This is a genomic window from Streptomyces sp. 4N124 (genome assembly GCF_052245395.1).
GTDB lineage: Bacteria > Actinomycetota > Actinomycetes > Streptomycetales > Streptomycetaceae > Streptomyces.
The window spans coordinates 271,405-289,789 of the sequence record NZ_JBQQBS010000001.1 but is presented as its reverse complement, the minus strand read 5'-3'; the positions used below and the strand labels follow the sequence as shown (position 1 = coordinate 289,789).

15 protein-coding genes are annotated in these 18,385 nt (G+C 70.8%); 7 read left to right on the top strand and 8 right to left on the bottom strand.

Features of this window, described 5'->3' with window-relative positions:
• Window positions 1-5 precede the first annotated feature (5 nt).
• A complete protein-coding gene (locus ACTWQO_RS01295; protein WP_443235297.1) occupies window positions 6-1,163 on the top strand; it encodes an acyl-CoA dehydrogenase family protein in 1,158 nt (385 codons plus the stop codon).
• Between the two features lie 63 nt (window positions 1,164-1,226).
• Here ACTWQO_RS01295 and ACTWQO_RS01290 read toward each other — a convergent pair whose 3' ends face one another.
• The 7 genes from ACTWQO_RS01290 to ACTWQO_RS01260 are packed head-to-tail and all read right to left on the bottom strand — an operon-like array spanning window position 1,227 to window position 8,079.
• The gene (locus ACTWQO_RS01290) at window positions 1,227-2,336 is read right to left on the bottom strand and encodes an acyl-CoA dehydrogenase family protein (protein ID WP_443235296.1); all 1,110 of its coding nucleotides are present in this window, start codon (window positions 2,334-2,336) and stop codon (window positions 1,227-1,229) included.
• A complete protein-coding gene (locus tag ACTWQO_RS01285) occupies window positions 2,333-3,553 on the bottom strand; it encodes an acyl-CoA dehydrogenase family protein (RefSeq protein WP_443235295.1) in 1,221 nt (406 codons plus the stop codon). Before ACTWQO_RS01285 ends, ACTWQO_RS01290 begins: the two co-directional genes overlap by 4 nt.
• A 14-nt stretch (window positions 3,554-3,567) precedes the next feature.
• Window positions 3,568-4,716, bottom strand: a complete 1,149-nt coding sequence (locus ACTWQO_RS01280) for a thiolase family protein (protein ID WP_443235417.1) — start codon at window positions 4,714-4,716, stop codon at window positions 3,568-3,570.
• Window positions 4,713-5,132: a Zn-ribbon domain-containing OB-fold protein gene (locus ACTWQO_RS01275; RefSeq protein WP_443235294.1), complete on the bottom strand. Its 420-nt coding sequence runs from the start codon at window positions 5,130-5,132 to the stop codon at window positions 4,713-4,715. The genes ACTWQO_RS01280 and ACTWQO_RS01275 overlap by 4 nt, the downstream gene beginning before the upstream one ends.
• A gap of 1 nt (window position 5,133) precedes the next feature.
• Window positions 5,134-6,042, bottom strand: coding sequence for an SDR family oxidoreductase (locus ACTWQO_RS01270; RefSeq protein WP_443235293.1), 909 nt, complete (start codon window positions 6,040-6,042; stop codon window positions 5,134-5,136).
• A 4-nt stretch (window positions 6,043-6,046) separates the two neighbouring features.
• Window positions 6,047-6,772, bottom strand: coding sequence for a hypothetical protein (locus tag ACTWQO_RS01265; protein ID WP_210569377.1), 726 nt, complete (start codon window positions 6,770-6,772; stop codon window positions 6,047-6,049).
• Window positions 6,772-8,079 carry a phenylacetate--CoA ligase family protein gene (locus ACTWQO_RS01260; protein WP_443235292.1) on the bottom strand — a complete coding sequence of 436 codons (1,308 nt, stop codon included), beginning with the start codon at window positions 8,077-8,079 and terminating at the stop codon, window positions 6,772-6,774. Before ACTWQO_RS01260 ends, ACTWQO_RS01265 begins: the two co-directional genes overlap by 1 nt.
• Before the next feature lie 165 nt (window positions 8,080-8,244).
• Between ACTWQO_RS01260 and ACTWQO_RS01255 the strand changes: the two genes are divergently transcribed.
• From ACTWQO_RS01255 to ACTWQO_RS01235, 5 genes are all read left to right on the top strand, one after another.
• Window positions 8,245-9,006, top strand: a complete 762-nt coding sequence (locus tag ACTWQO_RS01255) for an electron transfer flavoprotein subunit beta/FixA family protein (protein ID WP_443235416.1) — start codon at window positions 8,245-8,247, stop codon at window positions 9,004-9,006.
• A gap of 26 nt (window positions 9,007-9,032) precedes the next feature.
• A complete protein-coding gene (locus ACTWQO_RS01250) occupies window positions 9,033-9,989 on the top strand; it encodes an electron transfer flavoprotein subunit alpha/FixB family protein (protein ID WP_443235291.1) in 957 nt (318 codons plus the stop codon).
• Window positions 9,990-10,079: 90 nt separating this feature from the next.
• Window positions 10,080-12,497 (top strand): bifunctional acetate--CoA ligase family protein/GNAT family N-acetyltransferase, encoded by a 2,418-nt coding sequence (locus tag ACTWQO_RS01245; protein WP_443235290.1) that lies wholly within the window; start codon window positions 10,080-10,082, stop codon window positions 12,495-12,497.
• Window positions 12,494-13,468: an LLM class flavin-dependent oxidoreductase gene (locus ACTWQO_RS01240; RefSeq protein WP_443235289.1), complete on the top strand. Its 975-nt coding sequence runs from the start codon at window positions 12,494-12,496 to the stop codon at window positions 13,466-13,468. The genes ACTWQO_RS01245 and ACTWQO_RS01240 overlap by 4 nt, the downstream gene beginning before the upstream one ends.
• Before the next feature lie 31 nt (window positions 13,469-13,499).
• On the top strand, window positions 13,500-14,021 hold the full coding sequence (locus ACTWQO_RS01235; RefSeq protein WP_443235288.1) for a PaaI family thioesterase: 522 nt from the start codon (window positions 13,500-13,502) through the stop codon (window positions 14,019-14,021).
• Between the two features lie 30 nt (window positions 14,022-14,051).
• Here the strand turns inward: ACTWQO_RS01235 and ACTWQO_RS01230 are convergent, their stop codons facing one another.
• On the bottom strand, window positions 14,052-15,203 hold the full coding sequence (locus tag ACTWQO_RS01230; protein ID WP_443235287.1) for an acyl-CoA dehydrogenase family protein: 1,152 nt from the start codon (window positions 15,201-15,203) through the stop codon (window positions 14,052-14,054).
• Between the two features lie 366 nt (window positions 15,204-15,569).
• Between ACTWQO_RS01230 and ACTWQO_RS01225 the strand changes: the two genes are divergently transcribed.
• Complete coding sequence (locus ACTWQO_RS01225) at window positions 15,570-18,380, top strand: PQQ-dependent sugar dehydrogenase (RefSeq protein WP_443235286.1); 2,811 nt, start codon at window positions 15,570-15,572, stop codon at window positions 18,378-18,380.
• Window positions 18,381-18,385: the final 5 nt, after the last annotated feature.

Sequence of the window (18,385 nt, the reverse complement as noted above, 5' to 3'; positions counted from 1 at the left end):
GCGACATGGACGCGGACGACTTCTCCGCGGTGCTGTCCGAGGTCCGGCGTTTCGTCCGGGAGCGCGTCGTGCCGCTGGAGGCGGAGATCGACGAGAAGGACGAGATGCCCGCGGAGATCCGCGAGGCGGCCAAGAAGATGGGCCTGTTCGGCTTCGCGCTGCCCGAGGAGTACGGCGGGCTGGGGCTTTCGATGTACGAAGAGGCCCAGCTGATGTTCGAGTTGGGCTATACGACGCCGTCCCTGCGCTCGATGTTCGGCACCAACAACGGCATCGCCGGGCACGTTCTGATGGTCGGCGGCACCGAGGCGCAGAAGGCCCACTGGCTGCCGAGGATCGCCTCCGGCGACGTACTGGCGTCGTTCGCGCTGACCGAACCGGACGCCGGCTCCGATCCGTCGACGCTCACGACCAAGGCTCGCCTGGAGGGCGACGAGTGGGTGATCAACGGCGCCAAGCGGTACATCACCAACGCCCCGCTCGCCGACGTCTTCATGGTCTTCGCCCGCACCGACGACGAGGCCCCGCGCACCCGCGGCATCTCCACCTTCCTGGTCCCGGCCGGCACGCCCGGCCTCACCGTGGCGCCCAAGGACCACAAGATGGGCCAGTTCGGCGCCTGGACCGCGGATGTCTACTTCGACGACGTACGCGTACCGGCCGAAGCGCTCGTCGGCGGCGAGGACGGCCTGAACCGCGGCTTCGCCACGGCGATGGGCTGTATCGCGCACGGGCGGGTGCACATCTCGGCCCTGATGGTCGGGATGGCCGAGCGGCTGGTCGACGAGTCGGTCGCGTATGCGAGCACCCGCAGGCAGTCCGGAAAGCTCATCGGCTCCTTCCAGCTCATCCAGGGTCTGATCGCCGACTCCATGACCGACTACTACGCCGGGCGTGCCACGGTCCTGGAGGCGGCCCGGGGCTTCGACGCGGGGACAGACATCAAGGTCGGCCCGTCCTGTACGAAGTACTTCGCCAGCGAGATGGTGTGGCGGGTCGCCGACCGGGCGGTGCAGATCCACGGCGGCGCGGGATACATGCGCGGGGTCGCGGTCGAACGCTTCTACCGCGATGCCCGGCTGTTCCGCATCTACGAGGGCACCAGTCAGATCCAGCAGGTCATCATCGCCAAGGCGCTGCTCGGGGAGGCCGCTCGCGGCTGAGGGAGACGCTATGGGGCCGCCGGCTGTGCCGGCGGCCCCTCCGTCACGACTGACGGCGCGGTCTCAGATGCCCAACCGGTCCAGCAGCCGCTCGTGATACACCCCGGGACCGCCGAACAGCAGCTGGGAGGACTTGGCCCGCCGGAAGTACAGGTGGGCCGAGTGCTCCCAGGTGAAGCCGATGCCGCCGTGGACCTGGATGTTCTCCATCGCCGCGAACATGTACGCCCGCGAGCAGCAGGCGTGCGCAACGGCGGCGGCCACCGGGAACTCGTCCGAGCCCTCGGCGGCGAGCCGCGCGGCCTCCCGGCTCGCGGCCTCGGCGAGTTCCACCTGGACCAGCATGTCGGCGCACTTGTGCTTGACGGCCTGGAAAGAGCCGATGGGCCGGCCGAACTGGTGGCGGGTGCGGGCGTATGCGGCGCTCTCCTCCAGGCAGCGCCGCGCCCCGCCCGCCTGCTCGGCGGCGAGTCCGACGGAGGCGAGGTCCAGGACCCGGCTCACGGTCCGCTCGGCCGCGCCCTCCGCGCCGACGAGCGTCGCGGGTACGGCGTCGAGGGTGAGCCGGGCCATCGCCCGGGTGGCATCCAGCGTCTCCATGGGCTCGGCGGTCAGACCCGCGGCCGTACGGTCGACCGCGAACAGGGAAGGACCGGCGACGGTACGGGCGACGACCAGGATGAGATCGGCCGTCGTCCCGTCGATGACGAAGCTCTTGCCGCCGGTCAGCCGCCATCGGCCGTCCCCCACGGCTCGTGCGGAGACCAGCGCGGGGTCCCAGGATCCGGCGTCCTCGGCTACGGCAAGCGTCGCCGTGGTCCGTCCGTCGGCGACGCCGGGCAGATGGCGCGCGCAGGCCTCCGCGTCGCCGGACGCGAGCAGGGCCGGGACCGCGAGCACGACCGTGGCGAAGAAGGGCGCACACAGCAGGGCGCGGCCCATCTCCTCCAGGACCACACCGAGTTCGACCATCCCGAAGCCGTCACCGCCGTACTCCTCCGGGACGGTCAGCGCGGGGAGCCGCAGCTGGTCGGAGGCCTGTGCCCACACCGCCGGGTCGAAGCGCGACTCGCTCTCCATCAGCTTGCGGACGACGTCCTCGGGCGACTTGGCTTCCAGGAACTCCCGTACGGCTGCCCGCAGTTCGCGCAGTCCGCTGTCGTCGACGGTCACGACCGTGCCTCCTTGGGCAGTCCGAGGACGCGTTCCGCGAGGATGTTCTTCATGATCTCCTCGGTGCCGCCGAGGATGCGCAACGCGGGGGTGGCCAGGAGGAGTTCGGACCAGGCGTACGTGCCCCACTCGCCGGTGTCGGCGATCATCCGCGGGCCGAGGACGTCGGACGCGAAGTGGGCGGCGCGGGTGAGATTCTGACCGTACATCAGCTTGGAGACGGACCTCTCGGGGCCGGGTGTGACTCCGGAACGCAGGGCGCGCGTGGCGCGGGCGTTGAGGTAGCCGGTGGCCATGACATCCACGAGGAGTTCGGCGAGGCGGGCACGCAGGGCGCGGTCCTCCCAGGTCCAGGTGGCACGCATCAGGGCGGCCAGACGGTCCGGGGAGAGAGCGGCGCCCACGGGGCCCGCGCCCTCGCTGCCGACGGTCGCCCGCTCGTTCATCAGCGTGGTCAGGGCGACCGTCCAGCCGCCGTCGACCTCGCCGAGACGGTGGTCGTCGGGGATGCGTACGCCGGTGAGGAACACCTCGTTGAAGTCCGCGCCGCCGGTCATCTGCCGGAGCGGTCGCACCTCGACGCCGGGTGCGTCCATGGGCACCAGGAACGCCGTGATGCCGCGGTGCTTCGGCGCCTTGGGGTTCGTCCGGGTCAGGGCGAGGCCGATCTGGCTGTGCTGGGCGACGGACGTCCACACCTTCTGTCCGTCGAGCACCCAGTCTTCGCCGTCGCGTACGGCGCGGGTGGTCACGCTCGCCAGGTCGGACCCGGCGCCGGGCTCGCTGAACAGCTGGCACGCGATGGCGTCCCCGCGATACATCGCGGGCAGCCAGCGGTCCTTCAGGTGCGGTTGGGCGTGGGCGAGGATCGTCGGGCCGATCATGCCCAGGCCGACCACGCTGATGGTGCCGGTGTCGGGGACGTCGTACTCGGCCTCGATTGCGTCGTAGACGACGTCATGGATCGGAGTCAGTCCGCGACCGCCGAACTCCTCGGGGCCCGTGATCCAGCCGAAGCCGTTCTCGTAGCGGACGCGCTGCCAGTCGCGGGCCCGCTGGACGTGCTGGAGGTCTTCCTCGGGCGGGAGGCTGCTGAAGTACGCCATCGAGTCGTCGCCCTCGCCCCAGGTGAAGGCGGTGCGGTCGGGGGCCTTCGCCGCGTGGGTGTCGAGGAAGCGGCGTACCTCGGCGGTGAAGTCCTGCATGTCGTCGTCCATGTGCGCTCCAGCCCTCACGTGCTCAGGATGGTGACCGCCGACACGCCGGGGGCGCCGTACAGATGCGTGTAGCCGACGCGCGGGGTGCCGGGGATCTGCCGGGACCCTGCCGTGCCGCGCAGTTGGAGCACGATCTCGTGGATCTGGCGCAGTCCGGACGCGCCGATGGGCTCGCCGTTGCCGAGCAGACCGCCGTCGGTGTTGACGGGGAGCCGACCGCCGATCTCGGTGGCGCCCTCGGCGATGAGGCGTTCCTGGTCGCCGTCCTTGCAGAGCCCGTTCTCGGCCATGTGGATGATCTCCGAGCCGGCGTCGGTGTCCTGGAGTTGGGCGATGTCGACGTCCTCGGGGCCGATCCCCGCGCTCTCGTACGCCGCCCGGGACGCGTCCACGGTGGGGCTGGGCGTCGGCTCGCCGACCGGGAACGACGGGCTCTGCACCTCGAACGCGCCGAGGCGGCGGCTGCGGAGGGCGGTGGCGCGGACCCGGACAGGAGTCGAGGTGTACTTGTGGGCCTGGTCGGCGCGGCACAGCACGAGCGCTGCCGCGCCCTCGTCTGGGCCGCAGTACATGTACTGGCGCAGGGGGTGGTTGAGGACGGGTGAGGCCAGGATCTCCTCCACCGACAGGGGCGTACGGCGCCAGGCCTTCTCGTTGCCCGCCGCGTTGCCGAAGTTCTTCGACGCCACCCGCGCGAGCGTCTCGTGGGAGATGCCGTGGTCGTGCATATAGCGGTTGATCTTCATGCCGAAGAAGTGCGTGGTGAGGAAGAGTCCCGTCTGCCCGTACCAGGAGGGGATGCCCGCCACGGACGGGTCGGCCGCGAAGGCGCCCCGCGGGTGCTTGTCCATGCCGATGGCGATGGTGAGGTCGTGCTCGCCGGTCTCGATTGCACGTGCGGCCAGCGCCACCGCCGTACCGGCCGTCGCACAGCCGTTGAAGACGCCGCGCAGTGGTACGCCGGTCAGGCCGAGGCCACCGACGATCGCGTCCGGATTGGCGACCTCGTAGCTGCCGACGTAGCCACCCTGGATCTGCGGCCAGGTCACGCCGGCGTCGGCAAGGGCCATACGGACCGCTTCCGTGCCCATCTCCATCGCCGGCTTGCCCGGGAACCGGCCGAAGGGGTGCAGCCCCACGCCGATGATGACCGCTTCCATCAGACCTCCTCCTCGACCGGGGCGAACGCGAACGTCAGGACCTCGGTGCCGTCGTCGTCGACCCGGTAGGGCACGAGTGTCAGCCGCATGTCCTGACCGATCACGAGCTTCGCCGGGTCGGGTTCGGTGAGGCGGGCCTCGACCAGCAGCTCGCCCGGGAGTTCGACGTAGCCGACGGAGTACGGCTCGAAGGACTCCGGTCCGTCGTACGGCGGCGAGGGCGGGCGGAAGTTCTGTGTGGTGTACGTCCAGAGCGTGCCGCGGTCCGACAGCAGCCGCTCCTTGGACGCGTCGCCTCCGCAGCGCAGGCAGAACTCGGCGGCGGGGAAGGCCACTTCGCCGCACGCCGTGCACTCGGAGCCGATGAGACGGGGCTCGGTGGTGAACAGGCCCTCGGCGACCGGCTTCTGTGTCGTCATCTCAGCCCCTCCGGCTGCCGAGCGCGTCGGCGTTCGGTGCCGCCTTGGCGACCAGGTTCGGCACGACGGAGGTCAGTTCCTCCGGTGTCCAGCGGGACTCGGCGCCGGCGCTGGGCCCGTTGACCCAGCCTTCGAGCACGGTGATCCGGTTGCCGACGGCTCCGAAGACGCGGCCGGTGACCTCGCGCGAGGCGGCCGAGCCCAGCCACACCACCAGGGGCGAGATGGCCTCCGGGGTCAGGTCCTGGGTCTCGGCGGCCTGCTTCATCACCTCGATGTCCTCGGTGAGCCGGGTGAGCGCGGTCGGCGCGATGGCGTTCACCGTCACTCCGTAGCGGGCGAGTTCGGCCGCGGCGATGATGGTGAGGGCGGCGATTCCCGCCTTCGCCGAGCCGTAGTTGGACTGGCCCGGGTTGCCGAAGACACCTGAGGGCGAGGTCGTGTTGATGACCCGGGCGTCGTTGGCCTCGCCCGCCTTGGTGCGAGCGCGCCAGTGGGCTGCCGCGTGGTGCAGGGTGGCGACGGTGCCCTTGAGGTGGACGGCGATCACGCTGTCCCAGTCCTGTTCGGTCATCGACACGATCGTCCGGTCCCGCAGGATGCCGGCGTTGTTGACCAGCACGTCCAGCCCGCCGTATGTCTCCACGGCCTGGCGCACGAGTCGCTCGGCGCCGTCCCACGACGCGATGTCGTCGGTGTTGGCCACGGCCTCGCCGCCGGCCGCGGTGATCTCGTCCGCCACCGCCTGGGCGGGCCCGGTCGAGGCACCGCCTCCGTCGCGGGCGCCGCCGAGGTCGTTGACCACGACCTTGGCGCCCTGTGCGGCGAAGGCCAGCGCGTGGGCCCGGCCGATCCCGTTGCCGGCGCCGGTGACGACCACGACCCGGCCGTCGGCCACTCCTTCAGACATCTCTTCAACTCCTATGTGATGACGGCGAGTCGGCGAACAGAACGCGCGGATCCTCGCTCCCGCATCCGCAGCGGCCGGTCTCGACCCGCCCCGGCAGGCCCAGCGGGGTCTCGGGCAGCGTGGACGTGCGCCCCTCCCCCGCGGCCACGAACAGCTCCCCGTCCCGCTCGCCCACCCGCCACTCGGCCGCGTTGACATGCGCCCCCGAGCGTTCCGGGCACTCCAGCGCCAGGGCCGGTCCCACCGGCGCGATCAGGAAGGCGCCGACACCGGCCGCGCGGAGCACCGGCACCGCGGCTGGCCGGGCGAGCACGACCGATGTCGTACGGAACATCTCGCCGATGTCGGCGGTGCCGCTGAGCCCTTCCAGGGTCTCGGCGGACAGGCCGATCACCGCATGCGGTGCGAGTTCACGGTGGAAGACGGACGTACGGCGGTGGTCCCAGCCCATCGCCTCCGCGATGCCGTACGTCACCTTGAGGCCGCGCAGCGCGCCGATGACCGAGTGGCACCAGAAGCCCTCGAAGCCGGAGGTGGTGAGCAGGGCCCGCTGTCCGGCGGCGAGGCCGTGGCCGCGCAGCCGGTCGCTGACCCAGGCGGTGTCGCGGGCGAGTTCGGCCCAGGTCAGCTCGGTGTCGACGGTGCCGGTGGCCGCCGGGAAGCGTACGACGTAGGCGAGTGGGGGCCGGTCGAGGTTCCTGGCCCGGGCGAGGGTGTCGGCGCGTGCCATCAGCTCTTCACCACCCGGGGGAACTTGGCGACGCTCGGCATGGTCCGCAACAGTTCCTCCTCGGTCCGCAGATCGAGCACCGGTTTCACCCCGGTCCGCTCGCGCACGGCTTCGCTCAGCCGCCCGGCCAGGGCGTCGACATCGGCGGTGCGCTCCGGGTCGTATCCGACGCGCAGCCGCAGTTCCTCCACCTCACGGCGCTGCCGGACGATCTGGAACACCCCGGCGCCCGTCTCCGGCTGGTCCTCCACCGCCTGCCAGATGTCCCGCAGGACGACGGAGCGTCCGCGGACGAGGGTTTCGTCGCCGCGCCGGCCCGCCACCCACATCCGGGCGTGGGTACGTCCGCAGCCGCAGCGGTCCCGGGACAGCCGGACGAGGTCCTCGCTGCGGTAACGGATCAGCGGGGCGGCCCGGTTGTCGAGGTCGGTGGCGACGAGTTCGCCGAGGTCGCCCTCCACGGCGTCGGTCCACCCGTCGTCCTTCACGTCGACGCACTCGGCGAAGACCGTGTCCTCCCACAGGTGGAAGCCGTCGTGCTCCCGGCACTCCCAGGCGGTGCCGGTGTCGGCGGCGCTGGTGTACTCGTAGACCTCGATGCCCCAGTCGTTGACGATCCGCTCACGCATCTTCCGGCTGAGCGGCTGGCCGGCGCAGGAGGCGCCCTTGAGAGAGGAGAACGCCTCCTTGAGGTCCGTCTTCTCGGCCAAGTGCTCCAGCTCGACCATCTGCGGATAGATCATCTGCAGATAGGCGGGCCGGTACTTCCGCAGCGCCTCGACCACCTCGTGCATCCGGCCGATCCAGGTGTCCACCTCGATCACCACGGCGCCCAGCGCCTGGAAACCGGGGTCCATCAGGTTGCGGAAGGTGCCGGGCGGGCTCAGCACCCGGTCGCCGGGCCTGAGGCCCAGCTCCCACAGGTCCCGCACCTGCGCGGTCACCAGGGGCGGCGCGTCCTCCCAGATCTCCGCGAAGAACTCCGGGTCACCGGTGGTGCCCGAGCTGGAGGACACCGAGGTCAGCTCGTCGGGCCGGACACACAGCAGACCGCCGAAGGGGTCGCCGGTGCGGGCCCGGTGGGCGCGGATCATGTCCTTGGTGATGAAGGGGATACGGACCCGGAAGTCGTCCAGGGTCCGGATGTCCCGTGGGTGCACCCCGTGCGTGTCCCACAGCTCTCGGTAGAACGTGGAGTGCGCATAGGCGTACTCGACGAGCTCCAGGACGCGCTCTTCCTGGAGCGCGCCCAGCTGCTCGCGGGGCATGGTCTCCACCTGTGGCTCGAAGTACCTGTCACCGACCATGGCGCCTCCTCGCGTCCCGACTGCTCAGATGTTCCAGCTATCAGCGCAATCAGTCAACTAATTCGACGGAATCACTTCCGCTCCAGCAGGCCCTCGGCTTATATAGCTAACTATTAGCACTCATTCAGGCTACCCGGAGGTGCCGCAGTGAAGATCGTTGTCTGCGTGAAGCACGTGCCCGACGCGACGGCGGACCGGACCTTCACCGAGGACGGCACCACCGACCGCGACTCGGTCGACTCACTGCTGTCCGAGCTCGACGAGTACGCGGTCGAACAGGCCCTGCGGGTCGGCGAGTCGGGCGAGGACGCCGAGATCACCTACCTCACGGTGGGTCCCGACGACGCGAAGGACGCACTGCGCAAGGCACTCGCCATGGGCGGCGACTCCGCGCTGCACGTCAGTGACGAGGACATCCAGGGCAGCGACGCCTTCGGCACCTCGCTCGTCCTCGCCAAGGCGATCGAACGGCACGGCTTCGACCTGGTCGTCTGCGGGATGGCCTCCACCGACGGCGGCATGGGGGTCCTGCCCGCGCTGCTGGCCGAGCGGCTCGGCGTCCCGGCCGTCACCCACCTCGACGAGGTCACGGTGGCGGACGGCACGGTCTCCGGACGCCGGGAGGGCGAGACCGCGTCGGTGCGGGTGCACAGCGCGCTGCCGGCCGTGGTGTCGGTGACCGACCGCTGCGGCGACGCCCGCTACCCCTCCTTCAAGGGGATCATGGCGGCGAAGAAGAAGCCGCTGGAGAGCCTGGACCTGTCCGACCTCGGCATCGAGCCGGAGCAGGTCGGCCGGAGCGCCGCCCGCTCGGCCGTCGACCGCGCGGCGAAGCGTCCGCCGCGCACCCAGGGCGAGATCGTCGTCGACGAGGGAGCGGGCGGCGCCGGTCTCGCCGCGTTCCTCACCGCCAAGAAGTTCATCTGACACCGCCGAGCCGGGAGTACATCACCGTGGCTGAGATCCTCGTACTCGTCGACCACGTCGACGGAAACCTGCGCAAGCCGACCCTCGAACTGCTCACCCTGGCACGTCGGTTGGGCGAGCCGTCGGCCGTCTTCCTCGGGGCGGGCGCGGACGCCGCCACCGAGACGCTCGGCCGGTACGGCGCACAGAAGGTCTACGTCGTGGACACCCCGCCGGTCGACGAGCACCTCGTCACCCCGGCCGTCGACGCCCTCACACAGATCGCGGCGAGCGCCGAACCGGCCGCGATCCTGGTGCCGTCGACCCTGGACGGCAAGGAGACCGCCGCCCGCGTCGCGCTCCGGCTGGAGTCGGGGCTGATCACCGATGCCGTGGATGTCACCGCGGGCGAGGACGGACCGGTCACCGAGCAGTCCGTGTTCGCGGCGACGTACCAGGTCACCGCCCACGTCACCCAGGGCGTCCCGGTCATCACGGTCAAGCCGAACGCCACCGCCCCCGAGCCCGCCCCTGCCACGCCGACGGTGGAGAAGGTGGACATCGCCTTCGGTCCGGTGTCCGCCGCCGCGCAGGTCGTGGAGCGCACTCCGCGTACGCGCAGCGACCGGCCCGAGCTGACCGAGGCCGACATCGTGGTGTCCGGCGGGCGGGGCGTGAACGGGGACTTCTCCGTGGTCGAGCGGGTCGCCGACGCCCTCGGCGCGGCCGTCGGCGCCTCCCGGGCCGCGGTGGACGCCGGCTGGTACCCGCACAGCCACCAGGTCGGCCAGACCGGCACCCAGGTCTCCCCGCAGCTCTACCTCGCCGCCGGTATCTCCGGCGCGATCCAGCACCGGGCCGGCATGCAGACGTCCAAGACGATCGTCGCCGTGAACAAGGACGAGGACGCGCCGATCTTCGAGCTGGCCGACTACGGCGTGGTGGGCGATCTCTTCCAGGTGCTGCCGCAGTTGGTGGAGGAGATCGGCAAGCGCGGGGCCTGAGGCTTCCGTACAGCGGGCTGATACATCTAATGTAGCTAACTGATTCAGTCCATTGACCCGAAGGAGCGCCATGACGGAGATCCGGCGCCCGTGACCACTCCCCCGTACGCCTCATACCCGTCGTATCCGGAGGACCTGGAGCAGCCCGGGCTGGTGCGGACCGGGCGGTCGACCTTCGTCCGGCCCATCCGGCCGGAGGACGCCGATCGCCTGGTCGCCTTCGTGGGCGGTCTGTCGCGGGCGACACTGGCCTACCGCTCCCTCGGCCCGGTGGTGCGGATGCGCGACGACGTCATCCGGCGCGGCGCGCACGTCGACTACCTCAACGAGTTGGCGCTGGTCGCGCTGGCCGGGGACGAGATCGCGGGTCTGGTCCGCTACGTCCGCGACCCCGGTGAACCCGACCACGCCGAGGTCACGTTCACCATCCGGGACGACCACCAGAGCGAGGGCTTCGGCAGGCTGCTGCTGGAACACATCGCTGCCGCCGCCTGGGCCCGCGGCATCCGGGTGCTGGAGGCCGACGTCCTCGCGGACAACACCCGCATGATCAACGTGTTCCTCGGCTCCGGCTACCGGGTCGAGGCCGGGCCGCCCGGCCAGATCCTCCACTTCGACATCGCCATCGACCCGCAGGCGCATGCCGTGGCCCGGGCCGAGCGCCGCGAACACACGGCCGTACGGCGTTCCCTGCGGCCCCTGCTCGAACCCCGGTCGGTCGCGGTGATCGGCGCCAACCGCAGCCCGCTGACCATCGGCCACGAGATCGTGGCCAACCTGCTGCGCGGCGGCTTCGAGGGCGGCGTGTTCCCGGTGAATCCGCACGCCGGACAGGTCGCGGGGGTGCGGGCGTATGCGCGGGTGGGGGATCTGCCCGAGGTGCCGGATCTGGCGCTCGTCGCCGTGCGGGCGGAGGCGGTGCCCTATGTCGTACGGGAGTGCGCGGACGCCGGGGTGAAGGCGGTGGTCGTCGTGTCCACGGGCTTCGGTGAGACCGGGGCCGCCGGGCGGGCGACCGAGCTGGAGCTGGCCCGGTTCGCGCGGGCCTCCGGTATGCGGCTGGTCGGCCCGAACTGCATGGGCGTGGTCAACACGACGTCCGCGGCCCGGCTCGCGGCCACCTTCTCGCCCGCGCTGCCCGCTCCCGGCCGGGTCGCGATGTCCAGCCAGTCCGGTCCGCTGGGCCTGGCGGTGCTCGACCTCGCCCGGCGCCTGCGCCTCGGCTTCTCCGGTTTCGTGTCGGTCGGTCACGCGGTGGACGTGTCGACCAACGACCTGCTCCAGTGGTGGGACGAGGACCCCGAGACCTCGGTGATCCTGCTGCACGTCGAACACTTCGGCAATCCGCGCCGGTTCGCCCGCATCGCCCGCCAGGTCGCGCCGCGCAAGCCGATCGTCGCGGTGCATCCCGGGCACGAGGACGCGGCGGTGAGTTCCCTGTTCGCCCAGTCCGGCGCGATCCGCACGCACAGTCTCCAGGAGCTGTTCGACGTGGCGTTGCTGCTCGCCCATCAGCCTCCGCCGCCCGGCAACCGCGTCGCCGTCATCACCAACGCCGGCGGACCCGCCGCGCTGACCGCCGGCGCGTGCGCGGCGAGCGGACTGCGGGTGCCCGCGCTCGGCGAGCCCACCCGGGAGGCGCTCCGCTCGGCCCTGCCGTCCCGCGCCGATGTCGCCAACCCGATCGACCTCACCCCGATGGCCACGGCCGACCACTACCGGCAGGCGCTGGCCGCCGTACTCGCCGACGACGAAGTCGACGCCGCCATCGTGCTGTTCATGCCCCCGCTCGCCGACAAGGCCGACGAGGTGGCCTCGGCGATCCTCGATGCCGCCTCCGCCGTCCCGGACAAGCCGGTCGTGACCAGCTTCCTCGGTGATGGGGGCGTCGCGGATCTGCTGCGCCGGGACGAACTCGTCGTACCGACCTACACGTTCCCGGAATCGGCGGCGGCGTCCCTCGGGCACGCGGCGGCGTATCAGGCGTGGCGCAGTACGCCCGCCGGTGTCGTACCGGACCTGACGGGAGTCGACACGGACCGCGCGCGGTCGCTGGCCGGCGGGTGCGGCCCCGGTCCCGTGCCCGCGGATGTCGCGGTCGAGCTGCTGGACTCGTACGGCATCGCGGTGGCGGACGCCGAGAGCCGGGGCCCCGACGCGTTCGTGTCCGTCAGCGCCGATCCGGTCTTCGGGCCGGTGGTCTCCTTCGGCCTGACCGGTGACTATGCCGACCTCATGGCGGACGTGGCGTACCGCATCACTCCGCTCAGCGACCGGGACGCCCGCGAAATGGTCCGGTCGCTGCGCGCGGCGCCGCTGCTGGCGGGAGTGGATCTGGCGGCGCTGGAGGAGACCGTCCTGCGGATCTCGGCGATGGTCGAGGACCTGCCGGAGATCGAGGCACTGGAACTGCGTCCGGTGCGGCTGCTGCCGCCCGGGGACGGGGTCGCCGTCGCGCACGTGACGATCCGGCTGACCGACAACTCACCGGGAGGGAGCCCGTCATGAAGGTGGGCATCTATTTCGACCTGCGCAATCCGCCGCCGTGGCGGCAGAGTTGGTCGCGGGTGTACGGCTTCGCGCTGGAGATGTGCGAGGAGGCGGACCGGCTGGGCCTCGACTCGGTCTGGTTCTCCGAGCACCACGGCTTCGAGGATGGCTACCTTCCGCAGCCGCTCACCATGGCGGCCGCGGCAGCCGCCCGCACCCGCCGGGTCCGGCTGGGTACGGCCGTCATCCCGGCGCCGCTGCACGCGGCACCGGAGATCGCCGAACAGGCCGCCCTCGTCGACATCCTGAGCGACGGGCGGCTCGACCTCGGGCTCGGCACCGGCTACCGCGTCCCCGAGTACCGGCTCTACGGCGGCGACCTCGGCAAGCGCTACTCCACCACCGATCAGCGCGTACGCGAGATCCGCAGTCTGTGGGCCGAGTCCCTGGTCACCCCGGGTCCGGTCCAGGATCCGCTGCCGATCTGGCTCGGCTACCAGGGCCCGCAGGGCGCCCGCCGCGCCGGCCGGCTCGGCACGGGGCTGCTGTCGCTCAACCCGGCTCTGCTGTCCCCGTACCGCGACGGGCTCGCCGAGAGCGGGCACGACATCTCGACGGCCCGGATGCAGGGCTCGTTCACGACCTTCGTCACCGAGGATCCCGACGCCGACTGGCCGGTGGTCCGCAAGCATCTGTCGTACCAGTGGGACAGCTATCGCCGGTACATGGTCGAGGGAACCGACCAGCCCGTCCCCCGCCCCATCGACCCCGAGAAGTGGCGGGAGCGGGGGCTGGGCGCCACCGGGTTCGGCCAGTTCCTCTACGGCACACCGGAGGACACCGCCGCGGCCATCCGGGAGTACGTGACCGGGCTGCCCGTCGAGGGAGTGTTCCTGTGGGCGTCCCTGGCCGGGATGCCCGAAGAGATGGTGGCCCGGCAGGTCCAGCTCATTGCGGGGAAGCTGCGTCCGCTGCTTGCCGAAGTCTGATCTCCGCATGTCCGACACGAGGAGTCACGCCATGTCTGCGACGACGTCGACCGGGCCCTGGGCGGGGGCCGACTTCCAGGAACCGCCGCGTACACCGGGCGGTGTGGCACTGTGCGGGGCGTGCCGGGCCGCCGGTTCCTGCCGGCTGGGCGTGGAGCACGAGCGGCTCGACGAGGACGGGTCGGCGCGGTTCGAGCTGCACTGCCCGCGCGATCAGGAAGGCGGGCCCGACGTCGCGCACGGCGGCTGGACCGCGGCCGTCCTGGACGACTGCCTCGGCCATCTCCCCTTGCTGCACCGCGTGTTGAGCGTGACGGCGGAGCTGAGCGTCAGCTTCGTGAAGCCGGTGCCGGTGGAACGGCCACTGGAGGTACGGGCCTGGGTGGCGAAGCGCGAGGGCAGGCGCTGGTACATCGAGGGCGAGATGGTCCTGCTACCGACCCGCGCCGTCCTGGCCCGCGCGTCCGGGATCTGGGTGACACGGGACCAGGGGCACTTCGCGCGGCACAAGGAGTGGCTGGCGGGGCAGGACGCGGACGCCCAGGGGCAGTAGCGACGCTCGGGCTCAGAGCGACGCTGGGGCTCAGTACGACCGCAACCCCATGCTCCGGGCGATCCCGTTCCGCTGGATCTGGCTCGTCCCCCCGGAGATCGTCGCCACGATCGACTCCCGGTAGCGGAAGCTCATCACGCTCTCCGTGGAGAAGCCGTGTCCCGCGCAGACCTGCATGCCGAGGCGGGCCGCCGCCACATACGTCTCCGAGCCCTTCAGCTTGGCCATCGAACCCTCCCGTGTGCACGGCTTGCCCTGCGCGAGCAGCCACGCGGCGCGGTAGGCGAGCAGCCGGGCGGAGTCGATGTCGGTCTGGAGGTCGGCCATGGCGTGGGCGAGTGCCTGGAAGTTGCCGATCGGCCGTCCGAAGGCGTGCCGGGTACGGGAGTACTCCAGCATTTCGTCGAGGGTGGCCTGGGCGGCGCCCAGATAGCCGCCGGTGATGATCACCTTCTCGAGTTCGATGTTGGAGAGCATGACCTTCCAGCCCTCGTCGCGGGGGCCGACGAGGTTCTGCCTGGGCACGAGGGCGTCGTTGAAGAAGACCTCGTTGGTGCCGAGGATGTGCCGGGCCAGCGTCGGTGTCCGGCGGACCTCGACGCCGTCCGTGGTGGGGTCGACCAGCAGCAGGCTGATCCCGCCGTGCTTGGGCTCGCGGGAGCCGGTTCGGACGTACGTCGCGATCGTGGTGTCGGGCAGTCCGCCGCCCGTGCACCAGGCCTTCTGGCCGCGCACGAGGAAGTGGTCGCCATGGTCATCGGCGGTGGTGCGCAGAGCGGCGGCGTCGGAACCGCTGTCCGGCTCGCTCAGGCCCACGGCGAGCCGGTGGCGCCCGGTCATGACCTGCTCACGGATGAACGTGCGCTGGGCCTCGCTGCCCCAGCGGAACACCGTGATCCCGGGAATGAGCACACCGATGTAGCACATGGCGACATCGAAGCTGGCCCGCCCGAGCTCCTCGGCGATCAGGATCAGCTCCAGCGGCCCCCCGCCGTCGCCGCCCTCCTCCTCGGTGAACGGCAACGAGAACCAGCCGAGTTCCGCCATACCCCGGAACAGCTCCGGCGGTACGACACCCTGCTCGTCCCACTCCTTGGCCTTCTCGGCCGGGCACACATCGGCGACGAACTGCCGTGCCGTCGCGCGCAACAGGTCCTGCTCGTCGGTCAGCCCGAAGTCCACGGCCACTCCCTCGCGTGCGCTAGCAGCGCATTCATCTAACTCTTTATTCTATGTTAGCTGATATCTCGAGGTTGAGGTGCAGGCGCGCGCCGGACAGCTCACGCACTTTGTCTCTCGCGGGGAAAAAGTTCCGAGATCTTGCGTCAAAGGGGTTACGGGTACGGACCAAGCCCGCTAACTTCCCGGAACTGAAGCAGTCAGAGCTCCAACAGAGCCCACGGGCCTCTGTTTTGACGGCGCGACGGCGCGCGCCGGCACTCCCCATGGCAGGCCCTTTGCGGCCTGCCGCCACCCCCACCTCTCCGGGAGAACTCTGTGCGCACGAGACTGCTAGGACACAGACGTGTCCGTACGCTGCTCACGGCCATGGCGTGTGCCATGGGCCTGGCGCTCCCACTGAGCCCCGCCGCCGCGGCTCCCGCCCCAGCCCCGACTTCCCCCGGCGGCACAGCTCGTGCCGCGGCGGCCGAGGACTTCCAACAGGTCACCCTCGCCAAGGGCGTGGCCGAGACGGGCGAGCCCATGACCCTGGCGGTCCTGCCGGACCGCTCGGTGCTGCACACGTCGCGGGACGGCACGGTGCGCCGCACCGACGCGGCCGGCACCACCACCGTGGCGGGCACGCTCGGCGTCTACAGCCACGACGAGGAGGGCCTCCAGGGCATCGCGGTCGACCCCGGCTTCTCCTCCAACCGTTTCGTCTACCTGTACTACGCCCCCAAGCTGAGCACGCCGGGCGGCGACGCCCCGAGCGACGGGGCGGCCTCCGACTTCACCCCGTTCGACGGGGTCAATCGGCTGTCCCGGTTCGTCCTGAAGACCGACAACACCCTGGACCTCGCCGGCGAGAAGAAGATCCTCGACGTGCCCGCCTCCCGCGGCCTGTGCTGCCACGTCGGCGGAGACATCGACTTCGACGCCGCGGGCAACCTGTACCTGTCGACCGGCGACGACACCAACCCCTTCGCCTCCGACGGCTACACGCCGATCGACGAACGCGCCTCGCGCAACCCCGCGTACGACGCCCAGCGTTCCTCCGCCAACACCAACGACCTGCGCGGCAAGATCCTGCGCATCAAGGTCGACGCCGACGGCTCGTACACGATCCCGTCCGGGAACCTCTTCCCGTCCGGCACCGCGAAGACCCGGCCCGAGATCTACGCGATGGGCTTCCGCAACCCGTTCCGGATGAGCGTCGACAAGGCCACGGGCATCGTCTACGTGGGTGACTACGGCCCCGACGCGGGTACCGCCAGCGCCTCGCGCGGCCCCGGCGGACAGGTCGAGTTCAACAGGATCACCAAGGCCGGCAACTTCGGCTGGCCGTACTGCACAGGCAAAAACGACGCCTACGTCGACTTCGACTTCGCGACCGGCGCCTCGGGCTCGGCCTTCAACTGCGCGGCACCGAGGAACACCTCGCCGCGCAACACCGGCCTCACCGACCTGCCGCCCGCCCAGCCCGCCTGGATCCCCTACGACGGCAACTCCGTACCGGAGTTCGGCAACGGCTCCGAGTCCCCCATGGGCGGCCCCGTCTACCGCTACGACGCGGCGTCCACCTCGGACGTGAAGTTCCCGCAGGAGTACGACGGCGACTTCTTCGCCGGCGAGTTCGGCCGCCGCTGGATCAAGCGCATCGAAGCGAGCGGCGACGGCACCGTGCAGTCCATCAACGCCTTCCCCTGGAGCGGCACCCAGGTCATGGACATGGCCTTCGGCCCGGACGGCGCCCTCTACGTCCTCGACTACGGCACCGGCTACTTCAACGGCGACGAGAACTCCGCCCTGTACCGCATCGAGCACGTGACCGGCGGGCGTGCCCCGCTGGCACAGGCCAAGGCGAACGTCACCTCCGGCAAGGCACCCCTGGCCGTCTCCTTCTCCTCGGCCGGCAGCTCCGACCCCGAGGGGGGCACCCTGGCCTACGCGTGGACATTCGGCGACGGCGCCACCTCCACCGCGGCCGACCCGTCCCACACCTACACGGCCAACGGCCAGTACACCGCCACGCTGAAGGTCACCGACCCCACCGGCAAGTCGGCCACCGCCTCCGTGCAGATCACCGTCGGCAACACCGCTCCGACGGTGCGGATCGACACGCCCTCCGACGGCCGGATCTACGACTTCGGCGCCGCCATCCCGTTCAAGGTGACGGTCACCGACCCGGAGGACGGCGCGATCGACTGCTCCAAGGTGAAGGTCAACTTCATCGTCGGCCACGACAGTCACGGGCACCCGCAGACCTCGGCCACCGGCTGCACCGGCACCCTGCAGACGCTGGCGGACGGCGAACACGACCCCAACGCCAACATATTCGGCGTCCTCGACGCCGAGTACACCGACAAGGGCGCGAACGGCCAGCCCGCGCTCACCACGCACGACCAGCGGATCACCCAGCCCAGCCACCGACAGGCCGAGCACTACGGCGACTCGTCCGGTGTGTCGGTCATCAACCACACCCCCGCGCACGGCGGCAAGACGGTCGGCGACATCCACAACGGCGACTGGATATCCTTCACGCCGTACACGCTCGACAACGCCGCGAACTTCACCGCCCGCGTGTCCTCGGCGGGCACCGGCGGCACCATCGAGGTACGCACCGGCTCCCCGACCGGCACCCTGCTCGGCACGGCCACCGCACCGGTCACCGGCGACTGGGAGACCTTCCAGGACGTCACGGCGTCGCTGGTCAACCAGCCGACCGGGTCGACCACCCTCTACCTCGTCTTCAAGGGCGGCAGCGGCGCGCTGTTCGACGTGGACGAGTTCTCCTTCACCACCACCGGCGGCACCCGTTCCGGTGAGGTGCGGGGCGTCAACGGCAAGTGCCTGGACATCGACAACGCGGGCACCGCCGACGGCACCAAAATCCAGCTCTACACCTGCAACACCAGCGCCGCACAGCGCTGGACCGTCGCCGACGACGGCACCCTCAAGGCACTCGGCAAGTGCCTGGACATCGACAACGCAGGCACCGCCGACGGCACCAAAATCCAGCTCTACACCTGCAACAACTCCGGCGCGCAGAAGTGGGCAGCCCAAGCCGACGGCACCCTCCGCAACCCCCAGTCCGGCAAATGCCTCGACGCCTCCGGCGACACCTGGAACGACGGAACCCCGGTCCACCTCTGGACCTGCCACACCGGCCCCAACCAGAAGTGGACCCTGCCGTGACAAGG

Coding starts and splice junctions, on each gene's coding strand:
- ACTWQO_RS01295 (WP_443235297.1), top strand. CDS start 6: ATGGACGCGGACGACTTCTCCGCGGTGCTGTCCGAGGTCCGGCGTTTC.
- ACTWQO_RS01285 (WP_443235295.1), bottom strand. CDS start 3,553: ATGGACGACGACATGCAGGACTTCACCGCCGAGGTACGCCGCTTCCTC.
- ACTWQO_RS01275 (WP_443235294.1), bottom strand. CDS start 5,132: ATGACGACACAGAAGCCGGTCGCCGAGGGCCTGTTCACCACCGAGCCC.
- ACTWQO_RS01270 (WP_443235293.1), bottom strand. CDS start 6,042: ATGTCTGAAGGAGTGGCCGACGGCCGGGTCGTGGTCGTCACCGGCGCC.
- ACTWQO_RS01265 (WP_210569377.1), bottom strand. CDS start 6,772: ATGGCACGCGCCGACACCCTCGCCCGGGCCAGGAACCTCGACCGGCCC.
- ACTWQO_RS01260 (WP_443235292.1), bottom strand. CDS start 8,079: ATGGTCGGTGACAGGTACTTCGAGCCACAGGTGGAGACCATGCCCCGC.
- ACTWQO_RS01240 (WP_443235289.1), top strand. CDS start 12,494: ATGAAGGTGGGCATCTATTTCGACCTGCGCAATCCGCCGCCGTGGCGG.
- ACTWQO_RS01235 (WP_443235288.1), top strand. CDS start 13,500: ATGTCTGCGACGACGTCGACCGGGCCCTGGGCGGGGGCCGACTTCCAG.
- ACTWQO_RS01225 (WP_443235286.1), top strand. CDS start 15,570: ATGGCGTGTGCCATGGGCCTGGCGCTCCCACTGAGCCCCGCCGCCGCG.